This is a genomic window from Methylocystis sp. JR02 (assembly GCF_030063565.1).
GTDB classification, from domain to species: domain Bacteria; phylum Pseudomonadota; class Alphaproteobacteria; order Rhizobiales; family Beijerinckiaceae; genus Methylocystis; species Methylocystis iwaonis.
Genome location: NZ_JASIRC010000002.1, coordinates 22,050 through 43,185 on the forward strand (window position 1 = coordinate 22,050; position 21,136 = coordinate 43,185).

22 protein-coding genes are annotated in these 21,136 nt (G+C 59.6%); 13 read left to right on the forward strand and 9 right to left on the reverse strand.

Annotation, left to right across the window (positions count from 1 at the left end; all coding sequences use genetic code 11):
• Position 1 precedes the first annotated feature (1 nt).
• On the forward strand, positions 2-520 hold the full coding sequence (locus QNA11_RS18535; protein ID WP_283484268.1) for a hypothetical protein: 519 nt from the start codon (positions 2-4) through the stop codon (positions 518-520).
• A 144-nt stretch (positions 521-664) separates the two neighbouring features.
• Here the strand turns inward: QNA11_RS18535 and QNA11_RS18540 are convergent, their stop codons facing one another.
• A complete protein-coding gene (locus QNA11_RS18540; protein ID WP_202073188.1) occupies positions 665-1,297 on the reverse strand; it encodes a response regulator transcription factor in 633 nt (210 codons plus the stop codon).
• Between the two features lie 105 nt (positions 1,298-1,402).
• Here QNA11_RS18540 and QNA11_RS18545 point away from each other — a divergent pair, with 105 nt between their 5' ends.
• Both QNA11_RS18545 and pqqA read left to right on the forward strand, forming a co-directional pair.
• Positions 1,403-2,800 (forward strand): histidine kinase, encoded by a 1,398-nt coding sequence (locus tag QNA11_RS18545; protein WP_283484269.1) that lies wholly within the window; start codon positions 1,403-1,405, stop codon positions 2,798-2,800.
• A 140-nt stretch (positions 2,801-2,940) separates the two neighbouring features.
• A complete protein-coding gene (pqqA, locus tag QNA11_RS18550; RefSeq protein ID WP_202073329.1) occupies positions 2,941-3,018 on the forward strand; it encodes a pyrroloquinoline quinone precursor peptide PqqA in 78 nt (25 codons plus the stop codon).
• Positions 3,019-3,219: 201 nt separating this feature from the next.
• Here pqqA and QNA11_RS18555 read toward each other — a convergent pair whose 3' ends face one another.
• The gene (locus QNA11_RS18555; RefSeq protein ID WP_283484270.1) at positions 3,220-4,062 is read right to left on the reverse strand and encodes a DJ-1/PfpI family protein; all 843 of its coding nucleotides are present in this window, start codon (positions 4,060-4,062) and stop codon (positions 3,220-3,222) included.
• Positions 4,063-4,071: 9 nt separating this feature from the next.
• Positions 4,072-6,384, reverse strand: a complete 2,313-nt coding sequence (locus tag QNA11_RS18560; RefSeq protein WP_283484271.1) for a TonB-dependent siderophore receptor — start codon at positions 6,382-6,384, stop codon at positions 4,072-4,074.
• Positions 6,385-6,615: 231 nt separating this feature from the next.
• Between QNA11_RS18560 and QNA11_RS18565 the strand changes: the two genes are divergently transcribed.
• The 3 genes from QNA11_RS18565 to QNA11_RS18575 all read left to right on the forward strand — a co-directional run bounded on the left by QNA11_RS18565 (position 6,616) and on the right by QNA11_RS18575 (position 9,120).
• Complete coding sequence (locus tag QNA11_RS18565) at positions 6,616-7,296, forward strand: response regulator transcription factor (protein WP_202073184.1); 681 nt, start codon at positions 6,616-6,618, stop codon at positions 7,294-7,296.
• Positions 7,293-8,687 carry a sensor histidine kinase gene (locus QNA11_RS18570; protein WP_283484273.1) on the forward strand — a complete coding sequence of 465 codons (1,395 nt, stop codon included), beginning with the start codon at positions 7,293-7,295 and terminating at the stop codon, positions 8,685-8,687. Before QNA11_RS18565 ends, QNA11_RS18570 begins: the two co-directional genes overlap by 4 nt.
• A gap of 157 nt (positions 8,688-8,844) precedes the next feature.
• Positions 8,845-9,120, forward strand: coding sequence for a hypothetical protein (locus QNA11_RS18575; protein WP_283484274.1), 276 nt, complete (start codon positions 8,845-8,847; stop codon positions 9,118-9,120).
• Positions 9,121-9,165: 45 nt separating this feature from the next.
• On the opposite strand, the gene QNA11_RS18580 is transcribed toward QNA11_RS18575, so the two are convergent.
• Both QNA11_RS18580 and QNA11_RS18585 read right to left on the reverse strand, forming a co-directional pair.
• Positions 9,166-9,357, reverse strand: a complete 192-nt coding sequence (locus tag QNA11_RS18580; RefSeq protein WP_283484275.1) for a hypothetical protein — start codon at positions 9,355-9,357, stop codon at positions 9,166-9,168.
• A 351-nt stretch (positions 9,358-9,708) separates the two neighbouring features.
• A complete protein-coding gene (locus QNA11_RS18585; RefSeq protein WP_283484276.1) occupies positions 9,709-9,960 on the reverse strand; it encodes a sigma 54-interacting transcriptional regulator in 252 nt (83 codons plus the stop codon).
• A 92-nt stretch (positions 9,961-10,052) separates the two neighbouring features.
• On the opposite strand from QNA11_RS18585, the gene QNA11_RS18590 reads away from it, so the two are divergent.
• The gene (locus QNA11_RS18590) at positions 10,053-12,035 is read left to right on the forward strand and encodes a sigma 54-interacting transcriptional regulator (RefSeq protein ID WP_283484277.1); all 1,983 of its coding nucleotides are present in this window, start codon (positions 10,053-10,055) and stop codon (positions 12,033-12,035) included.
• A gap of 19 nt (positions 12,036-12,054) precedes the next feature.
• Here QNA11_RS18590 and QNA11_RS18595 read toward each other — a convergent pair whose 3' ends face one another.
• The 4 genes from QNA11_RS18595 to QNA11_RS18610 all read right to left on the reverse strand — a co-directional run bounded on the left by QNA11_RS18595 (position 12,055) and on the right by QNA11_RS18610 (position 15,595).
• Positions 12,055-12,888, reverse strand: a complete 834-nt coding sequence (locus tag QNA11_RS18595; RefSeq protein ID WP_283484278.1) for an OmpW/AlkL family protein — start codon at positions 12,886-12,888, stop codon at positions 12,055-12,057.
• A 79-nt stretch (positions 12,889-12,967) separates the two neighbouring features.
• On the reverse strand, positions 12,968-14,152 hold the full coding sequence (locus QNA11_RS18600; protein WP_283484279.1) for an acyl-CoA dehydrogenase family protein: 1,185 nt from the start codon (positions 14,150-14,152) through the stop codon (positions 12,968-12,970).
• A gap of 54 nt (positions 14,153-14,206) precedes the next feature.
• Positions 14,207-15,322: a dimethylsulfone monooxygenase SfnG gene (sfnG, locus tag QNA11_RS18605; RefSeq protein WP_283484280.1), complete on the reverse strand. Its 1,116-nt coding sequence runs from the start codon at positions 15,320-15,322 to the stop codon at positions 14,207-14,209.
• 117 nt (positions 15,323-15,439) lie between these two features.
• Complete coding sequence (locus tag QNA11_RS18610; RefSeq protein ID WP_283484281.1) at positions 15,440-15,595, reverse strand: hypothetical protein; 156 nt, start codon at positions 15,593-15,595, stop codon at positions 15,440-15,442.
• Positions 15,596-15,700: 105 nt separating this feature from the next.
• On the opposite strand from QNA11_RS18610, the gene QNA11_RS18615 reads away from it, so the two are divergent.
• The 6 genes from QNA11_RS18615 (at position 15,701) to QNA11_RS18640 (ending at position 20,884) form a co-directional block, all read left to right on the forward strand.
• The gene (locus QNA11_RS18615) at positions 15,701-16,540 is read left to right on the forward strand and encodes an amidohydrolase family protein (protein WP_283484482.1); all 840 of its coding nucleotides are present in this window, start codon (positions 15,701-15,703) and stop codon (positions 16,538-16,540) included.
• Positions 16,541-16,721: 181 nt separating this feature from the next.
• Entirely contained in the window at positions 16,722-17,894 is a 1,173-nt protein-coding gene (gene ssuD, locus QNA11_RS18620; RefSeq protein ID WP_283484483.1) for an FMNH2-dependent alkanesulfonate monooxygenase, read from the forward strand.
• A 13-nt stretch (positions 17,895-17,907) separates the two neighbouring features.
• Positions 17,908-19,077 carry an acyl-CoA dehydrogenase family protein gene (locus QNA11_RS18625; protein ID WP_283484282.1) on the forward strand — a complete coding sequence of 390 codons (1,170 nt, stop codon included), beginning with the start codon at positions 17,908-17,910 and terminating at the stop codon, positions 19,075-19,077.
• 10 nt (positions 19,078-19,087) lie between these two features.
• Positions 19,088-20,323, forward strand: coding sequence for a GTP cyclohydrolase II (gene ribA / locus QNA11_RS18630; protein ID WP_283484283.1), 1,236 nt, complete (start codon positions 19,088-19,090; stop codon positions 20,321-20,323).
• Positions 20,324-20,348: 25 nt separating this feature from the next.
• Positions 20,349-20,759: an NAD(P)H-dependent oxidoreductase gene (locus QNA11_RS18635; protein WP_283484284.1), complete on the forward strand. Its 411-nt coding sequence runs from the start codon at positions 20,349-20,351 to the stop codon at positions 20,757-20,759.
• Positions 20,756-20,884: a hypothetical protein gene (locus QNA11_RS18640; protein WP_283484285.1), complete on the forward strand. Its 129-nt coding sequence runs from the start codon at positions 20,756-20,758 to the stop codon at positions 20,882-20,884. The genes QNA11_RS18635 and QNA11_RS18640 overlap by 4 nt, the downstream gene beginning before the upstream one ends.
• Positions 20,885-21,136 lie beyond the last annotated feature (252 nt).

Here is a 21,136-nt window from a genome sequence, read left to right on the forward strand (position 1 = left end):
CGTGCCGCCGCGGTCGACCGCCTCGAAAGCGGCATTTGTGCTCGTCACGTGCCTCCTCTGCGCAGCCTGCGGCAAAGAGGAACGCGCGAGCGACGCAAATGATGTGATCGAGGCGCAGGAGGCCAAAAGCGGCGGCCCCTGGCTGAGCGCGACGGACAATACCGACCCGGCGCTCTGGCTGGCGCGCCGGGAAGCCGGCCACGACGGCGTCGCCGGCGAGGTGGCAGTCGGGCGCATGCGTGCGGCGCTGCTCGCAGCGCGCCCGCATTTCCTCGAAACCGACCGCATGCTCGCTAACCGGACGGCGCAGACCGGAAAAATGCTGGCGGAAGAGGGGCGTGCCGAGGGTTATGCGGATTTGCTGGAGGCGCTATCGAATGTCGCCGCCGAGGCCGGACAGAAGCAGACCTATGGCGTACTCTGCCAGCATTATTTCAATCTGCGTCACAAGAACGTGACGCGCGAAGACGCTTTGCGCCTTCTTTCGGAGCGCTACCGAACGCAAAAGCAGTTCAGGTAGATGTACTATTTCCGTTAGAACAGCTCCGATTGATGTCATTCGACCGGGAATCTAGGGCCACAAAAGCGCTGGTTTTGCTCTGGATTCCCGATCGCTCGCTCACGCGAGCGTCGGGAATGACACCGGCCCAATCAAGCGGATCTATTACACCAGCCGCATGGCGACTTTGTTCTCGACCGCAATGCGCAGAAGGTCGGCCTTGGACCGTGCCCCGAGTTTGCGCTTGAGCAAAATACAGTTGTTGGCGACCGTCTTGTAAGAAACCTTCAAAATATGCGCGATCTCGGTCATATCCTTGCCATTGGCGAGGTTGCGCAGAATTTCGATCTCTCGGCTGTTCAGCGCATCCAGCGGATTCTTTGTCAGACTCTGGTCGGCGAAAGCAAGCCGCAGCGCCAGATTGCCGGAGAGATAGCGTTCGCCCGCCGCAACGGATCGAAGCGCCTTGATGAAGACTTTCGGGTCCTCGTTTTTCGCCAGATAGCCCCGCGCGCCGCGTTCGATTGCCCGCGCCGCGAAAACCGGATCGTCGTTCATGGTGAAGACGATGACTTTCGCATCGGGGTTTCGCTTCAGCAACAGGCGCAGCAGCTCGAACCCGGAGAGACCGGGGAGATTGATGTCGAGAACAATGACGTCGGGTGCGGTGGAAGCATATTTTTCGAGCGCTTCGTCGGCGTTGTGGGCCTCGATCACGTCGATGTCTTTTTGCCCGGAGAGCATGCCGCGGCAGCCCTCGATCACCATCGGATGGTCGTCGACGATCAAAACACGCATGACGATTTTTCTTGTTGTGGACCTAAAATCTTTGTTGTGAAAAGCGTGCGCGGTGTCAATCGTCTTGTGGCCGTTTTGTGGCTGCTCTTTCACAGGCAAAAGCCGATGATCTCACTGAAAGCGGGGCTGAGTTGGCTGATCGGCCTCGTGCTTCTTGCAATGCTCCTGATCAATCTCACGATTCAGCTCATGCATGCGGGACCGCGCGTGCGGGCCGAGGCGGGAAGCAATCTCCGTCTCGCTCGGGAGTTTGTCCTGACAACAATTGCAAGTATTCCTAACAACGCGAATCCAGCTCCAGCCTTGCGTCAACTCTACGCAAATCTCGGTCGTTTGCGCCATGTCGACATCACGATACTCGAACGGGGCGAAGCGCCGCCGGCGCAGTGGTCTCAGCCAGAACGCCTTCTCGCCGACAATCCGCCCGCTTGGTTTGTGCGACTCGTGGATGTTCCTCCGCCACGCGTCGTCATCGTTCCCATCCGCGCCCATGAGCGCGACTATGGCAGCGTCGCGATCGTCTCCAATCCCCTCGACGAGCTGGAGGAGATCTGGTCGGACATGACCTGGCTGGCGTCGATCAGTCTGGTCGTGACGCTTGCCATCATCGTCCTCGTGCTGCTCCTCGTTCGGTATTCGCTCGCGCCTTTCGAAGCGCTGCAGGCCTGCCTTGCCGACCTCGAAGCGCGGAAAAGCGGAATCCGGATCGCGCCGCAGGGCGCCACGGAATTTCGCGACATCTCGAATGCGCTCAATTCGCTCGCAGCGACGCTCGATCGCGTGCGGCAGGAGAACCGCGATCTCGTCAACGAGCTCATCGAGATTCAGGACAGCGAGCGAAAAGACATCGCCCGAGACCTCCACGACGAGGCTGGCCCCTGCCTGTTTTCGATCCGCGCGGCGGCGGCGTCTCTACAGGAGGCTGTCGCGCAGTCTCCGGCGGACCCTGAGCGATTACGCCAGATCAGCACGATCATGGATCGGGCAGGCGAGGCGCTTCAGTCTTTGTTCCGGGGTCTGCTCGGGCGCCTGAGGCCAACGGGTCTTTCCGAGCTTGGGCTCGAGGCGGCGCTCAAGAATCTTTTCGCGTCCTGGTCGCTGGGCCATCCAGAAGTCGATCTTCGGCTGTCGTGCCCCCATGATTTATCGTCGCTCGACGAGACGACCGCGTTGACGGCGTACAGAGTTGTTCAGGAGAGCGTGACCAACGTCTTTCGGCACGCCAATGCAAGTTGGGCGCGGGTCTCTGCCGAATTCGGGTGCGATATGATCGGCGAAATGGGAGAAAGCGAAACGGAGGATGCGCCGACATTAATTATCGTCGTCGAAGACAATGGGGTCGGCATCGCGGAAGAGCACCGTTCCGGAATGGGCCTGCTCGGGATGCGCGAGCGCGTTCAGGGACTGGGCGGTCGGATGAAAGTAGAGCGAGGCGTGGCGGGAGGGACGCGGGTGATCGTCTCGCTGCCGATCCGCGACGAAGACGAGGCCGATCGGGAGTAGGGCGAATGCCTCGGAGAATGCGGAGTTGGTCGGGAAGCTTTGGAACAGCCCTTTGGCGAAATTTCAGGCTGATCGAACCAGCGCAGACCGTTATCTTGCCTCAAGGGCCCGATCCAGGGCCCCGATAGAAGGAAGCAGTCATGACCTGGTCGAGCCCGATTATCATCGAAGTGTGCGTTGGCATGGAAGTCACGAGCTACGAATCGGCTGAGATTTAACGCCGCTTTGGAGCGCCATGGTAGGCCGTTCCTCCCGGCGCGAAAGGCTGACGCCATTTCCATTTGAACAGCTACATTGGCGGCTGTCATTCCCGGCGGGCTGAAAGCCCGACCGGGAATCCGGAGCCACAGAAGCAGCGGGTGTTGCTCTGGATTCCCGATCGCTCGCTACGCGAGCGTCGGCAATGACGCGGAACCAATCTAAGGCTTCTTGTTTCTTTCATAGGTCGCCGCGGCGGCGACGCGCATTTCTTGCCTCAGGCCCGTGAACATCCCGTCTATCATCCCGGTCACCTCTTTCGGCGCCGTAGCTGGATCGCCGGCGTTGAAGGGCGGGGCGGGCGCGTATTGGGCGAGGAGCTGGACGCCTTGCGCATATTTCTCGTCACGCAACTCCGCGACAAGAGAAAGTGCGAAATCCAGCCCGGCCGTGACGCCCTCAGCCGTGATGCGGTTCCGGTCCTTCACAAAGCGCCCGTCGGTCGGTATGGCGCCGACAATCGGCAGCAAAGGCTTCGTCACCCAATGCGAGGTCGCGCGATAGCCCTCGAGCAGTCCCGCCGCGCCGAGGACGATCGAACCTGTGCAGACAGAGGTGACGAAACGAGCCTTTTGGCCGATGTCGCGAACAAAGGCGATCGTGGCGTCGTCTCGAATGGCGGCGAGCGTCCCTTGCGTCCCGCCGGGAACGCAAAGGATGTCGAAATCCGCGACCGCCTCCTCGAAGCGCGCCGACGGCGTAAAGATCAGACCCGTGTCGCTACGCACGGGGTCGAGCGTCTTGGCGACGATGTCGATCTTTGCGCCCATCAGACTTGCGAACATATAGTGCGGCCCGACCATGTCGAGGGCGGTGAAGCCCGGATAGATCAGGAAGGCGACCCGCTCCTTGCCATGCCAGTGGCTCGGCATCTGTGACATGTCATGCCCAGGCGCCGCGCTGTCGCTCGACTTGTCCCTCGCGGCAAACGCTCGGCCGCTTGCAAGAATCGCGGCGAAGGCGGCGATCGCCTCTCCGACCTGGCGGCGGTCGAGCGTGCTCATACTTTACTCCTACATACGAACGGAAAGATTGGCGAAGAACGTGCGTCCCTCGCCCGGCATGACGCGGCCGGAAAGATACGGATATTGAACGAAATACTGATGATCGGAGAGATTTTTGCCGTTGACCGAGAAAGTGAAGTTGTCGTGCTTGTAGGTCAGGGCGGCGTCGAAGGTGACATAGCCGCTCGTGCTCCAGGGGCTGCCGATTTCGATCACCTGCCCGGAAGCTGCATAAAGCCCCGCGCCAAACGACCAGCCCTTGAGGAAACCGTCGAAGGCGTAGTTCCCCCATAGGCGTCCCGAGTCCGCCGGCGCCAGGTTCAAGGGGGCATTCTGGAGCTTGATATTCAGATCTTTGGAAACCTTGGCGTCGATATGCGCGTAGCTCGCGAGGAAGGAGAGGTCCGCCGTCGGCTGCCAAACGAGGTCGGCCTCGATGCCGGACGAATGCCACTCGCCGGATTGATATTGTGTGAGGCTTCCCGCGAGCGTCGTCACCACATTGGTCCGTTTGAGATCGAAATAGGCGAGCGTGCCCGACAGTCCCATCGGGCCGTCCAGCTTGACGCCCGCCTCCCATTGCTCCGATCCCTCCGGCTTCGGCGCAGCGCCGCCTGCGCCGCTGAAACTGGAGACCGGCCGGAGGCCTTGCGCGTAACTGCCATAGACCGAGAGCCAGTCCGTCACGTCGAATAGGGCGCCGACGCGGGGCAGAAACGCAGTCTGGCTCGAATTGAATTTCCGCGGCGGGCGGGCGGCGCCTTCCTCGGCATAAATGTCGATGAAGGCGACGCGGCCGGCGGCAAGAATATGCAAACGCTCGAAGATCGTAGATTGAAGCTGCGCCGTCAGCCCTGCGTTTTGATAGGTGTTGTTGACGCGGCTGAAAATCGTGTAGCCGCCCTGGCCGGGAAGCGGATAGGCGTAGGGCGGCAAGACCGGCGCGCGGAAGTCGACGAGGGTCGGATAAAAGGATGCGTAGGCGCCCATTCCGAAAAAGTTCAACGTCTTTTGGATCTTTGGATCGGGCGGGGTGGCGTTGGCGCCGGACATGTAACCGCTATCCCAGACGCGGTTGAAATCGCCGCCGACGAGAAGCTTGTTTCGTGTCGGCCCCGCGTCGAACTTCGCCATCACATTCGATGTGACGGAGATTTCTTTCGTCTGCTGGGCCATGATGACGTCGGCCATATAAAACTGGCTCGGCCCGCCAACGACGCCGACATATGGATCTTTGTAAAAGGTCGGCTTGTTGCCGAACGGAATTTGTGAGGGCTCGTAGAGATTCGAAGAGGAAAAGCGCGCGCTCGTGAAGGTCGAGAAGGTCTCGTCGAATTTATGATCGAAGCGGAGCGTGACCCCTGAGGACGACGTGCTTGTCGCAGGCAGCCCAGCATTGGACAGGAAGGCGGTCGGGCGCACCGAATAGAAGGTCCTGTCGATCGTGCCGATCGCCGGCAGTCCCGGATAATCAGGCTGCTCGCGCCGGGTGAGATATCCCTGCACGATCAGCGAGGTTGCATCCGTCGGCGCGATTTTGATCGTCGGATTGATCGTATAGCTGCGCCGTTGCACAACATCGATGTTCGAACGCGTGGTTTCATATTGCGCGGTCAGCCGGAACAAAACGCTCTTGTTCTCGGTAAGCGGCTGATTAATATCGATATAGGGGCTTGCGAAGCTGTAGCCGCCGCCGCGAATTCCCGCTTCCGCGAAGCGGTCCGGCGTCGGCAGCTTAGAGACGATATTGACCACGCCGCCGACCGGGCTCGCGCCGCCCTGAAAGAGGATGCTGGCCGGCCCCTTCAACACCTCGACCCGCTCGACGTTGACGAGGAGGTCGCGCACGCCGAGATCATAGTAATTCGGCAAGCCATCGATGTAACGTTCTGCGCGCATGCCGCGCAGGCTCGGACCAAGTTCGCCTGGAAACAGCGGACTGACCGGCTGCAGGCCCGAGACGTTTCGGAAAACTTCGCTTTGGGAAACCGCTTGCTGATCGTCGATGAGCTTGCGCGGGATCACCACGATCGACATCGGCAATTCTTTGATCGGCGTCTCGAAGCGCGTGGCGCGCGACGTCAGCGCTTGATAGCCGCGGACCGGACCAGCCGTCGTCTGCCGGACTGGGGGGCCGCTGTCACGTTGATTCGAGGACGCCTGACTCGCAGGCGCTGGCCGGGAAGCCCCTTGCGCGTGAGATCGCGCCGCTGCGCCGACGTCGATCGTGGGTAAATTCTGTTGAGCGACGGCGTCGCCCGCATATGAAACCGCCAGCGCCCCCGCGCACACATGTCCCAGTAGTTGATTGCGATTGAGCAAAATGGCCTCCTAGAGCGCTCTTTCGTCGGGAAGTTGCCGCATCCCGGCGCGGGGTATAGGCAGCCAAGCTTTCACGGAGATAACGTGCGGGCGCCGTCCCCGTGCTTCCGCGCGACTGTTGCAAAAACGCCATATTTTGTTTTAGCTACGAAGCTGTTCGCTTGCGGCGGAACGATCAATGCCCCAATTTCTTCTCCCTGACGCGCGCCTGACGGCAAACTGCCTGACGAAATGCGTGCGCTGCTAGTCGAAGACGAGCCGGAGATGGCGCGGGCCATCGTGGCGCGTCTGGGCAGATCCGGCTTTATCGCGGACTATGTCGGCGCGTTGGAGGAAGCGCGGGCCGCTCTGCAATGTCACCATTACGGGCTTGCGCTTCTCGACCGCAGACTCCCGGACGGCGACGGGCTCGAGCTTCTGCCGGATCTCAAGCGGTTGCAGCCCGGCATCCGTGTTCTTGTCTTGACCGCTTACGAGACCGTGAGCGACCGTATCTGCGGACTCGATGCCGGGGCGGATGATTATCTCGCAAAGCCCTTCGATCTCGACGAGATGATGGCCCGGATCAGGGCCTGCCTGCGGCGCCCCGGCGCGGAGGCGCCGCCGCCCGTCGTTCTCGGCAAGCTCTCATTCGATCTTGCTAGTCATCAGGTGTCGATCGACGGAAAGCCCTTGGTGCTCCATAGACGCGAGCTCGCTTTGCTCGAAGCTTTGATGCGGAATTCCGGCCGTATCGTCCTGCGCAACCAGCTTCAGGACGAAGTCTACGGATTCGATGACGACGTGCAGGGCAACGCCCTGAACATTCTCGTCTCGCGTTTGCGCAAACGGCTGCACGATCTCGGCGCACAGGTCGAGATACATGCGGCGCGCGGCATTGGTTATATGATTGCGCGAGCGCCGCAAGCGTGAGCGCGCGGCAATCCATATCTTTCCGGTTGATCGTCAGCCTCGCGGCGGCGCAATTCGTGGCAATCGTCTTTCTCGTTCCCCTCATGGAGTTCGCCATCTCCATTTTGGGCTTGGGCGCCGCCTCGGCGATGAGCCCGGACGAGTGGGGAGAGTATCGGCTCATCGCCCTGGTCCAGAAGTCGCTCACGCGCACGCCGGACGAGAACGCTATCATTCAACCGACCGCGGCGCTGCGCGACTATATGATCGCCAATCCTCAGGCGCGATACGCCGTTGTCGACCCGCAAACGAAAAAAGCGCTGCCCGGCTCGTCGCCGGAGCTCGTCGCGGCGCTCGCCGGTCTCGATCGGATCGACGCCCTGGCGTTGAAATTTCATCTACCCGGGGACGAGGCCAAGCGCGCGCGCGGCAGCCTGCGGCTCATCGAGACGGCGATCGGCCGGTTCGTGATCGCCGTCTACGGCTACCGCTTTGCATGGGAAGACCTTTACGAGGTCGCAAGGCTGTTCCTGACCTTGCACACGGCGATCGTGATTGCGCCGGGCATATTTGGCGCGGTCCTTGTCGGATGGGTTGTCGTTCGGCACGGGCTCGCGCCATTGCGCGCCGCGGCCGCCGACATTGCCGCGATCGACGTAAATACGCTTCATCGACGCATCTCCTCGGACGACGCTCCGAAGGAGGTTGTTCCTTTTATCGACGCGGTCAATGGCGCGCTGACTCGCCTCGACGCCGGCGTCGCGGCGCAGCGCCGTTTTTCGGCGAATGCGGCGCATGAATTGCGGACGCCGATCGCGATCATGCGCGCTCACGCCGATAATCCCGATAATGAGGCCTTCAGGCGCGACATGCGGCGGGATATTCACCGCATTCAGTCGATTGTCGAGCAATTGCTCGCCACAGCGCGTTTTTCAGTTCCATGCGAGAAGGAGGTCGATGATCTCGATCTTGGGACGACCGTCCTTGCGTTGATTGCCGATTTCACGCCTCTCGTGATCGAAAACAAACGGAACATAGCCTTCGAACAGCCGCGCAGCCGAATCGGTCTCCGCCTGCACAAATGGGCGCTCGAATGCGTGGTGACAAATCTCCTGAACAATGCGCTTCGCGCCGAGCCGGAAGGCGGCGTCATTCAGGTGCGCGTCCTTGAGCCCGCCGTGATCGAGGTCGTCGACCACGGCAATGGCGTATCGCCGTCCGATCGGGACAAAATTTTCGAACCATTCTGGCGCCGCGAGACCAGCGGAAAGGGCGCTGGGCTCGGATTGGCGATCTCGAAAGAGCTGGTCGAACTGATGGGAGGCGCGCTCTCTCTAGAGGAGACGCCGGGCGGGGGCGCGACTTTCAAAATTTCGTTTGTGAAGGTTTCTGGCTCGGGTCCGAGCGCATAGCTCGAGGCGTGACGTCCCAAAGCCATTCCTTCTCGCGCCCGGTTGCAAGGCTCTATTGCGCCCAGCCAAGAGCCTTTCCGTAGGAGCAGCCGGCGAGGCAAGCGCCCGTTGTCCATACTTGCTGCTTGTCGCCGCGACCGAGCGCGATAGATGCGGCTTGAAGCAGCTTTGGCAGAAGGGCCTCCTCATGAATATGCGCTCCATCCGCTCAATGGCGGGCGTCGCCCTTCTCGCAACCGCGGCGCTTACGCCGATGACCGCATGCGCGGCCACGATCTACGACGCTCGACCCGTCCTCGTACGTCCCATGCCGCTACGCCTCGATTGCCCGACGTGCTACAAGGGTCACGACTTTGGAAGCGACTGCTTCCAATTTGTCTGGAACGGCTTCGAGCAGGTGTGGACGAATGTGTGCCTGCTGGGATGGCATTAGCTGCGTGTCCGAAAGCACCGGCTCTTTATACCGCCCGCTCGGCCTCTACAGAAAACTAGATGCGGAAAGAAAGCTCAGCACGAAACCTCTACCGGGCCCCATCCAGGCGACGATGGACTGCGCCAAAAACTCTGCCGCGAGAGATGTCGCCATCACGAAAGCCAGGAAGGCGGCAAGGCCGTGGATAAGGAACCGCGTCTCCAGGCTTTGGCCCTGCCTCGGAGTGAGCCAAATCACCCTGTTGCTCTGACGACCGGATAGCGTCATTTGAAATCCCCGACGATCGCCGCACCTCTAAATATACGAAACCAATAGCTTTTTGAAAGCGCCTTTTTCGCGTCTTGTGACGCGTGCTCTTTCGCTCGCCCCCAAGATCGAATGGGCGCCCCACTCGCGAACGCCGCGGCTGGGCTTTGCGTAGGCAGGTCTTAGAAACTTTTAAACATAGCATGAACGGGAGAAAGCAAGTTCGAGAACATGATGGTGACCGAACGAGGTCGCTCGTTCGACTGACCGTCGATCGCGGCAGGGGAGATGTGGGCTCTTTGGACCGCTGTTGCGCGGCATAGATGGTCGCGGGATAAAAAATTACGGCTGCCACCTTATGAGTCGAGCGACGCGTCCGCGCCTCGAGCAATCTTCGCTTTCGGTCAGCCCCGCAGGAGTTGCGCCGCAGTGAATCGAGCCGAGCGGGCGGGCGTTGGCGTTTTTCAGCGCTTTCGCCACGAGTGCCTTGCATGAGCCGGTGGGACCGAGAACCATGGTTTGGCAGTTCGACGGCGCGATGCGCCGGGTCATCCCGTTCAGACGCGTCAGCGGATCCTGAGCCCGACGATTCAAGCCGACAGGCTCAAAAATTTGGGCAGAACCGTCGCGGTTGAAACATCATCTCAGTTAGTTTATCAATATTATAAACTAATCGGAGCGTGGAAATGGCTTGCGACCCCTCGTCCCTCTCAGTCGTGGTTCAGGGCAAGAGCCGGGCGGGCGTGGAGACCGTCTCCGGCGTGCCACGTGGCGCCACAAGTCGCGCCACTGCGATGGTGTTCGAAGATCCGTTGTCGCTGAAGATGAAGGAAGACATCCTTCGCGTCGCGCCAAGCGACGCCACCGTTTTGGTCATCGGAGAGACTGGGACCGGAAAGGAGCTGGTCGCACGTTACATTCATGCCCACAGCAAGCGCAAAAACGGGCCATTTCTCGCTGTGAATTGCGGGGGGTTCAGTGAAACGCTCATCGAAGCTGAACTATTCGGGCATGAGAAAGGAGCGTTCACGGGCGCCTTGAAGACAGAAATGGGTTGGTTCGAGGCCGCCAACGGAGGCACGTTGCTTCTTGATGAGATCGGAGACCTCCCCCCGCCTATGCAGGTGAAATTGTTGCGCGTCTTGCAAGAGCGAGAAATCGTCCGTGTCGGTTCGCGTCGCCCGCGTCCAATTGATGTTCGGCTCATCGCCGCGACCAACGTCAATCTCGATGCGGCCGTGCAAGCCAAGACCTTTCGCAACGACCTATTCTACAGGTTGAATGTCGCGACGATTCATTTGCCCCCGTTGCGCGCGCGAAAAGGGGACGTCAAGCCGCTAGCTGATTACTTTTTGAAGCTTTACGGAGAGAAGCTCGGTCGCCGTGATCCGGAGCTGACCCCCGGCGCGTTACAAAAGTTGATGAATTATAGCTGGCCAGGGAACATTCGCGAACTAGAGAATGTTCTTCACAATGCGCTCCTACTAACAAATGGCTCGCTCGTTCAGCATGTGCCGATCGTCGAATCGTCCGCTGCTCAAATCGAACTATCGCTAGATTTCGAAGAACAACTTCGTCAACTCTTCGAAGGAGCTATTTCTCGCGGTGAAATAAATCTTTTCGAGTTCGTCACTCGGTCGCTCGTCTCAACCGCACTCCAACGCGAGGGCGGAAATCAAGTTCACGCCGCCGAAAAGCTCGGACTGACACGCAACGCGTTGCGCACGCATCTTGCTCATATGGGCATGATAGCGCCACGCAAGAAATTCCGTGCGCCAACCAACGGAAAAACCCGAGATAAAGATATAAATGTCACGCGGCTGGGTTATCAGAAATTCGGCACTCTTGCGGCTCTGAAAGCGTTAGGTTCTCTCGACGCCAGATTGGCGTCCTTGGGCTTTCACGCGGAATGGCGGGAATTCAATTCCGGGCCCGACATACTCGATGCAATAGGGCGCGGCGAGATTGATTTTGGCGTTACGGGCGAAGCAGCAACCGTGTTCGCCGTCGCTATGGGGGTGTCATTCTTCTATGTAGGATTCGAACCACCGGCGCCCAGCGACGTCGCCATTGTCGTCGCCGATCGAAACATCCGCACCGTCGACGATCTGAGAGGAAAAAAAGTGGCGTTCAGCCGCTGGTCGAATGCGGATTATTTCCTGATGACGGCCCTGAAGAGGAGAGGGCTCTCGCGTGCGGATATCGAACCAATATACATCCCTCCCAGTCTCGATTTGCTCGACGACCTCAAAGGTGGCGCTATCCACGCCTGGGGGATTTGGGAACCCCTCCTCAGCGTGGCGCGGGACAATGACGCTGCGCGTATTCTCCTCGATGGTTCAGAACATGTCGTGAATCGACAATTCTATGTTGCACGCCGCTTATTCGCCGTCGGGCATCCACAAATTATCGAAGCGATTTTTACAGAGATTCGCGCCCTGGGCGCGAGCCGAGCGGCCAGGCAGCCAAACGATCTTAGGGCTATTGCCCGCTGCTTGAACCTCGACCACTCTGTCGCCGAGCGTCATTTGAATCGGTTAGAGTTCCGGCCGCAGCCTCTCGACGATGAGATCATCGAAGAGCAGCAAGCGATTGCTGACGCTTATCTCAGCTCGGGACAATTGCCCGCCCGCGCCGCTATCGCCGATGCGGTGTGGCGCGGCTCGTAGAGCGAGCCGCGGCGCCTCCTTAATATTTGGCCAGCACGGGCGCCGGAGAGGCGCCCCCGAAACGGAAGGTCGCGCCGACGCTGGCGAGCCATGGGTCGAGATTGGATTGCACTCGAACATAGATATTCTGATTGAGCGCGGTGTTGTAGATCGTCGCATAGGCTGTCGGTTGGGCCATGATGCGTTTGAGATCGACGTTTATGCCAATATTGGGCGTGATCATGTAATCGAACCCGATCTGACCGGCCACGCCGACGGACTGGCCGATTTGCAGGTCTCGCACAGAATTGAATCCGGTGAAGCCAAGCGCGGTGACGAGCGGGGTCCAGCCGTTTCCGGGCCCATAAGCGTAAGGCACGGCCCATGTGACGCCGACGCCGATATAGGGTTGAAACGCGCCGAGATCAGTGACGTGATATTGCGCGAGTAAGGACACGGGGAGCAGGTTTGTCGAGCCAACGGGAATATTGGCGAGCGGACCTGTCGCCGTCAGCTTATGCCGGGTATATCCTGCGATTGTTTCGACGGCGAAATTTTTGTTGAAATAATAGCTGAGATCGATCTCCGGGATAACCGAGTTCGATACATCCACGCCCGCCCCGAAAATCTTTCCGCCAGGCGCGCCCGACACGATGCCTGTGGCGGCGGGAACAATTCCGTAACGATCGAAAATCGTAAAGGAGCCGTCGGGGATGAGCGCCGTCGCGCGCAAGCGAATCTGGAAGGGTTGATAATCGTCGACGGCGACGACAGGTAGCGGGGGCGCAAGCTTTCTGCTCGGCAAATCCGCTGCCGACGCAACGCTGGATGCGAGAGCGCATACCGCGAACGATAAGAACGCGAGTTCTTTCATGGACGTTTTCCTTGGAGGTCGTGGAATGAAGGAATCCGCCTTCATTCCTTGATGTAAAATTGTGGATGTTGGGGAAGCCTTATTCGCCGTTTTCGTAGAACAACTCCAAGGGCAGCCCCACGGATGCCTTGCCGATCCAGTCCCGAGCGATGATGTTGGAGGGTCCCATTCCGATGCCGGCTCGGGCGTCGCGGAAATAGCGCTCCAAGGCGCCCTTCTTGTACCCATATCCGCCAGTGACCGTGAGGGCCGCGCCGGCGGAAAGATTCGCAATCTCCGAAGCGTGAACTTTGAACTCCGTCAGAGCTATCAATAGCTCGGCTTGTGGAGCGTTGGCGCGCCACAGCGCGTCGAGCCGCGCGGCCAGCTCCCGGCGCCAGGGGCCAAGCGACTCGATCTGGACTTTCGCCTTTGCGAGTTCTTGTCTGACCGCTTGATAATCCGCGAGACGCTTGTTGGTGTCCTTATGGATCGAATTCTTGATGTGCGCGACCGCCGTATCATAGGCGCCGCGGGCGACGCCCTCCCAAACAGCGCCGAGTCCGATCAGATAGACCGGCGAAACGCCATTGTAGACGATGTCTTTGCCCTGGTTTTCCGCGCCAAGCCGGTCCCGTTGCGGCACTTTCACGCCGTCATATCGAATGGGGCCAGAGTGATTGCCACGCACGCCCAACGCATTCCACGGACCAGGCGTGATTCCAGGCGTCGCGCTATCCACGATGAAGAATGAGATGTCGCATTGGTCACGCGCGCCAGGCGTGCGCGTTTGCGTGATGTAGTAGTCCGCCTTGCCTGCGGAAGTGGTGAATGACTTTTCCGCATTGACGATATAGTCATCGCCATCGCGGGATGCTTCCGAAAAATTATACCACCAGTGGCCGCCCGAGGCGCGTTCGCTCGTCGAATAGGTGCCGAGCAAATGCTTGCCATTTTGCGGCTTCAACCAGCGCAGCTTCTGGTCATGCGTGCCGTAGAGATTGAGTGTCTGAGCGGCGCCGACATGCATGACATAAACGAGCCCGGTAGAGGCGTCCCTTTGTCCGATACGGTATGCCGCCTCGGAAAAGGCCAGGTGATCAAAGCCCAGTCCATCATATTCCTCGGGGATCAAGACACGCGTCCAACCTGCGACGGCAAGCGCATCCAGGTTTTCTCGAGGAAAGATGGATTGCTCGTCGTTGCGTTCCGCGTTGGCCACTACGACCTTCTCGATGACCTCGTCGAGTTTCGTGAAAGCCTGCTCTTTTTTGTTGTCCGACATCTACTTCACGCCTTCCTAGGGAGATATGCGCTTTGCCCGGCATGCTTGCCGGGATCAGGCGGCGGCCCACGCCGCTTCCTTTGCTTCCAGGGCACGCACCAAGGGGATGACGTGCTTGCCAAAGAACTCGACTTCCTCTTGGAAGTGCAGAAAGCCAAGGAGAACGAGATCGACGCCGACGGATTTCAGTTCGACGATGCGTTGCGCCACTTCTTCGGGTGCGCCGATGAGATTTGTCCTGAAGCCGTCGTTGTACTGGACCAGATCGTCGAATGACGATTTCGCCCAGTTGCCCTCGCGCTCGGGGGAAGCATTGCCGGCGTTCTGCACTTCATGGTGGAACGCGCGCACGGCCTCGGGATCAGCGCCAGACAAGATCTCGTCGAGGACCTTGTTCGCCTCTTCCTTCGTCGCCCTTACGATTGCGAAAGCGTTGACGCCGATCTTTACATGGTGGCCGGTCTGAGCCGCCTTGGCGCGGATGTCGTCCACCTGCTTCTTGACGCCGTCAACCGTGTTGCCGTTGGTGAAATACCAATCGGACACACGCGACGCCATATCACGGGCGGCGCGGGAGCTGCCGCCCTGGAAGACTTCCGGCGGCGATGAAGGCTTGGGTTTCAACGTGTAATTTCGGAAGCGATAGAAGTCCCCTGCGAAGGTGAAATTATCCTCGGCCCAGACGCCACGAAGGACTCGGATGAATTCCTCTGAACGGCGATAACGCTCGTCGTGATCTAGCCAAGGTTCGCCAATCGCCTGAAACTCGCCGCGAAACCATCCTGAAACTATGTTTACCGCAAGCCGACCGCCGGTAAATTGGCTGATCGACGCCACTTGCTTCGCGATCACCGCGGGATGCCAAGGACCCGGCAAGATTGCGGCGATGACGTTGAGCCTTTCCGTCGCGGCAAGCAGAGCATGGGAGAAGCTCACAGACTCGTGCTGATACTCCGCTCCATATCCCGCAGTGAAGCGAATTTGCGTTAGAGCATATTCGAAGCCGGAGGATTCCGCGATCTGAGCAAGCTTTCGGTTGTAGTCGATATCCCAACTTGTCCGCTGTTCGATCTTGCTGATCACGAGACCGCCGGAAACATTGGGAACCCAATAGGCGAATTTGATGGGTTGTGTATCCTGCTGCGATGAAGGCGAGGACGCGCCAGTCATAATCGTCTCCTTTCGTGAGAGCCGCATGGAATCCCTACCGCGGCTTCATGCGCTACGCGCTTGAGGAGGAGCGGCCTGTGTGCCACTCGATAACAGCAGGCGGCGTGCCAAAGATGTTTATTGCGTGAATTCAATCAGATGGTTCGGCGCTTCGAGCGGCGCAATTTGCAATTGCAACAATGGGCGCCGGTTATGCTGCTGCATTTGCAGCAGCAGCGCTTCGGAGAAGTCCGTTCCGACCCGAAAATTGCGGCGTCGTTTGCGCGGCGCCATGCTTGCTGAGTTGGTCGGCCCGCAGAGCGCGCGTCGCGCTAAAATCAACGGGAAAGATCAAGAGGCGAAATGACTTCACAAAAATTGACGCGGCATGTCGTGGACATGCGTGCGCGGCCCTCTTTCCTTCATCCATTCTTCGGAGCGGATCCGTCTTCCCCGGAATTTGAGACAGTTCGCTGGGTCAATCGGCGCTTGGGCTCGAGGGATATAGACCACTTCACGCGGTCGCCTGATTTGCCGTCGTTCCTAAAGGAGATCGAGCAGGCGTCGATCGACGTCGCGATCATGGTCGGCCGAAGCACGCCGCAGGTGCGCATTTCGAACGATGCGCTTTCGGAATTATCGCAACGCTCCGCGGGGCGTCTTCTCGGCGTTGGTTCGGTTGATCCTCAAGCGCTTCCAGGCGACGAGGCGGTTCGAGAGGTTCGCCGTTGCTTGGATGCCCTGCAGTTGATCGGCATCAATGTGGATCCCGGTTTTTACGGCCGGCCGATCGCTCATGACGACGAAACGCTCTTTCCGATCTATGCGGCTTGCGAAAAGGAGAATGCGCCGGTGTTTTTGATGTCGGGTCCGACGACACCCGATTTGCGGCACAATGACCCGCTTGCTGTCGACCGGGTCGCGAGGACTTTTCCCAATCTCTCGCTCATCTGCTGTCATGCCTTCTATCCGCAGATCGATGCCATGCTTGGCGTGGCGTTCCGGCATGAAAATGTTTTCGTTTCCCCCGACATGTATCTCTTTGCGCCGGGCGGCGAGCGTTATGCCGAGGCTGCAAAGGGATTTCTGAGCGACCAGCTTCTGTTCGGTTCGTCTTACCCGTTCCGCCCGATCGGGCAGAGCATCGCGGATTTAGCTGGGCTTCGTCTGCCAGATGAAATTGCGGAGAAGGTTGCCTGGCGCAACGCAGTTAGAGTCTTGGGCCTCGATATCGCATAGGCGCTACTGTTGCAGGCGCCGCAGAGGCCCGATATGCGCTGCTGCATTTGCAGCAGCGCATATTGATTCCTCCCGCAATTGCAAGGTTTCGATGCTGGCCCAAGTCTTGCGCCAATAGCCTGGAATGCTCAGGCAACAATCGCGGCGGCTGCAGGCCTTCCCCTCGATCATGGAACGCATCATGGAAATATTGTGGTACATTCCGACGCATGGCGACTCTCGGTATCTCGGCGCGGAGGAAGGCGCCCGTACGGCGAACTTTGAATATATTCAGCAAATCGCAATCGCTGCGGATAATCTGGGCTACTATGGCGTTTTGATCCCGAGTGGTCGCTCATGTGAAGATCCATGGATTGTAGCCTCTAGCCTCATCAGCTCGACTCGAAACCTTCGGTTCCTTGTCGCGCTGCGACCTGGCCTCATGCAAGCAGCGCTCGCCGCGCGTATGACGGCGACGCTAGATCGTCTTTCGCAGGGTCGGCTGCTAATCAATCTCGTGGCTGGCGGCGATCCGGAGGAACTCGCAGGAGACGGTCTGTTTTTGGATCATGCGCAACGCTACGCCCTCTCCGCTGAATTCGTCGACGCTTGGGATGAAATTTTACGCGCGAGCCACGTGGAAGGTAGCGTGAACTTTCAGGGCGAGTTCTTCTCGATTGAAGGAGGTAAGCTCCTATTCCCGCCGGTACAGCAGCCAAGGCCGCCGCTTTACTTCGGGGGTTCGTCGGCGCCGGCGCATGATCTCGCCGCCCGATCGGTGGACGCTTATCTCACATGGGGCGAGCCGCCGGCCGCGGTTGCTGAAAAAATTGCCGACGTCAAGGCGCGCGCCGCGCAATATGGGCGCACCTTGCGCTTCGGGGTTCGCCTGCATGTGATTGTAAGGGAAACGGAAGAAGAAGCCTGGCATGCCGCAGAGCAGTTGATCAGCCGGCTTGATGACGCGGCGGTTAAAGACGCGCTCTCGACCTTCGAACGCATGGACTCCGTGGGCCAGCAACGCATGTTGCAATTGCGGAAAGGCGCGGGCCGCGCGCGGGAGGATCTCGAGGTCAGTCCAAACCTCTGGGCCGGCGTAGGCCTGAAGCGCGGCGGCGCCGGGACGGCCCTCGTCGGAAATCCCGATCAGGTTGAGGCCCGGCTGCGCGAATATCAAGCGCTCGGCGTCGATAGCTTTGTCCTGTCGGGCTACCCTCATTTGGAGGAAGCCTATCGCTTTGCCGAATTACTTTTCCCGAGGTTTGGGATTGGTCCCCGTGGGGTTCTGCCGGGTCGCAAAATTACCGGCCCGTTCGGAAGCATCGTCGCGACCGCGAAGAGCTCGTCCGCCGCGGTGCCATCGGCCGCGGTATAAGCGGAGAAAAGAGATGACGAGATCTTCAAGCCGCGACGCCGGCGACGAAGCAGCGATCCTCGACAACCTTCTCTTCGCTTTGGCGAAGACGGCTGCCGAGCGCGATCATGAAGGCGGGACGGCGAAGCGCGAACGCGATTTCATTCGTGAAAGCGGGTTGCTGCAACTGTCGATTCCGAAGGAACTCGGGGGGGCTGGGGCCGACTGGATCAACATTTTCGAGATCGTCAGAAAGATCGCCGCGGTTGACAGTTCGCTCGCGCATCTCTTTGCGTTTCATCATCTCATGATCGCGACGCTACAATTTTTCGGCTCTGCCGAACAGGCCCGAAAGCTGATGGAGTGCAGCGCGCGCGAGAATTGGTTTTGGGGCAACGCGCTCAATCCTAAGGATACGCGCCTCAAGTTGTGGGCCGACGCAGGCGGCTTCCGGCTCGACGGCGAAAAGAGCTTCTGCTCGGGCGCAACTGATTCTGACATGCTCATCGTTTCCGCGCATGATGTAGATGGCAAACTCAAAGTCGCCGCCTTCCCGACGCGGCGAGCGGGAGTTACCGTTCATCATGATTGGGACAATATGGGACAACGGCAGACCGATAGCGGCTCGGTTTCCTTCTCGAATGTTCGCGTGACTTCGGACGAGCTTCTCCTTTCGCCCGGGCCGCTCGGTTCGCCCTTTGGCGCCTTGCGGCCCTGTCTGGCCCAGCTCATTCTCGTCAACATTTACACGGGACTCGCGCGTGGCGCGCTCGGTGAAGCAATTGCATATATCAGTGGCCTGCCCAAGGAGGGCGCCGTTCGCATTGGCTCGGATCCGTTCAACCTGCATACGCTCGGCGAGCTTACGGCGCAGGTCAAAGCTGCGGAAGCTCTTGCTAGCAACGCAGTAGCCGCCTTTCAACATGCATGGTCGAGGGGCGACGCCATCTCGGCCGATGAGCGGGGCGCCTTGGCGATTGAGATCGCCAGCGCGAAAGCCGTTGGGTCGCGTGCAGCGCTCGAGGTCGGCAGCCGTGTGTTCGATGTGATGGGGGCTAGAGCGACGACGGCGCGCCTTCGGCTGGACCGCTTCTGGCGAAATGCGCGAACGCACACGCTGCACGATCCGCTCGATCACAAACTCAAAGAAATCGGCGATTGGGCGCTGAATGGCGTCTATCCAACGCCTTCCTTTTATTCCTAAGGACGAAGGCATGACGTTTTCGACAATTGAGCAGGCGATCGAGGCGCAACGGCTCGGGCGATTTGTCGTCGTCGTCGACGACGAAAGGCGGGAGAACGAGGGCGATCTCATTCTCCCCGCCGAGAAAATGACGCCGGCAGCAATGGCGTTTCTCGTTCGTCATTCGAGTGGCGTCGTCTGCGTCGCCATGCCGAACGAATGGGCGGACCGCTTGGAACTTCCATTGATGGTTGCTCGGAGCGGCGACGCGTATGGCACCGCCTTTACAGTCTCGGTCGATCTTCAGGGCTCTACCACCGGCATCTCCGCGAGCGAAAGGAGCGCCACCGTGCGCGCGCTTGGCTCCTCGGCGAGCGGGGCTGACAGTTTCCTGCGTCCAGGCCATGTCTTTCCTCTGCGGCGACACCCTGATGGGATCCTCGGTCGCCCGGGTCATACAGAGGCGGCCAGCGAACTCGCCTCCCTCGCCGGATTCGCGCCCGTTGGCGCACTCTGTGAAATCGTTCGCGACGACGGCGAAATGGCGCGGCGGCTGGAGCTGATCGAATTCGCGAAGCGGCACGAACTTCCTATAATCACAGTTAATGATCTCGTCGCTTATCGGCAAAAGCAGAATGAGCGTCCCACGCGCATATCGGTTTCACGTTTGCCGACGCGTTATGGTGATTTTACCACTCATGTTTTCAGAGCTGCGGACGGGGCAGAACACCTTTCGATTGTCATGGGGCCGGTCGAGGGGGACGGCACGTTGGTCAGAATGCATTCAGAGTGCCTGACGGGCGATCTCTTTGGCTCCCTGCGATGCGATTGCGGATCCCAGCTTAATCTCGCGTTGGAGCGTATCGCGCGGGAGGGCAGAGGGGTCTTGATATATCTTCGGGGCCACGAGGGGCGGGGGATCGGGCTGACGCAAAAATTGCGCGCTTACGAGCTACAGGATCAAGGAGCGGACACAGTCGATGCGAATTTAATGCTCGGCTTGCCGGTCGACGCCCGAAACTATGGCGCCGCGGCAGGAATCCTGACTCTCCTTGGCGTGACCAGCGTCCGCCTGATGACCAACAATCCCGCCAAGACAGAAGCGCTGACCTCTCTGGGCGTCGCAATCAAGGAGGTTGTCTCTCTCCATGCGGCGGCAACGCATGAAAACATCCGCTATTTGGAAAGCAAGAGCCGAAGGATGCGTCATCAACTCGACCTTACTCGATTGACCCCTTCCGCCGCGGCTCGACTCCAAAACGCCTAAAACTGAAACAGACTAAGGAACAGCGATGAGCAAAGTGAAACTTGTCACGGTCTCGGGCGGCTTGAGTCGGCCTTCGCGCTCGGCTGCGCTCGCCGCCGCCATTGCGAGAAAGCTCGCCAGTCAAGGATCTTTCGACATCCATTCCGTAGAGATTGCCGATCTGGCCGCCGAACTAGGCGGCGTCCTCTCTCCGAAGGGCGCGCCCCCGCGCATCGCCGAAGCAATCCGCACGATTGAATCGGCAGACGCGCTCGTGGTTTCGACGCCGGTCTATCGGGGATCCTACACTGGGCTTTTCAAGCATCTTTTCGATCTCATAGACTACGAGGCCTTGATCGGTAAGCCTGTCCTGCTCGCGGCTTGCGGGGGAGCGATCGCCATGCGTTGGTCATCGACCATCAGCTTCGACCGCTGTTCAGCTTCTTCCAGTCCATGACGCTGCCGATCGGCGTTTTCGCCAATGACGGCGACTTCACAAATTACGAGGTAAGCAACGAGGCGCTCGAGGCGCGCATTACTTTGGCGGCAGAGCGCAGCATAGGGCATCTTCGACCGCGCTAGACCCTATGTCCGCCCGCTAAAAGCAATGGCGCGCGCTCGACAGCACGTCCCAGATTGAGGATGGCGTGGTTCCTTCCGAGCGTTCCAGCGGCCGTACTGTTCATCGGGCCGGCATCGCCGAGGCAGGCAATGGTTTGACGCGGCGGGCCTTGATTTAGGGCGCCTGGACTTATCGCAGGCGGGCGCACGCCTCCTCAGCCGACGCCGGTGAAAGCGTGCTGGTCGTCAGCCGGCCGGTCGAAGCGCTTTGCG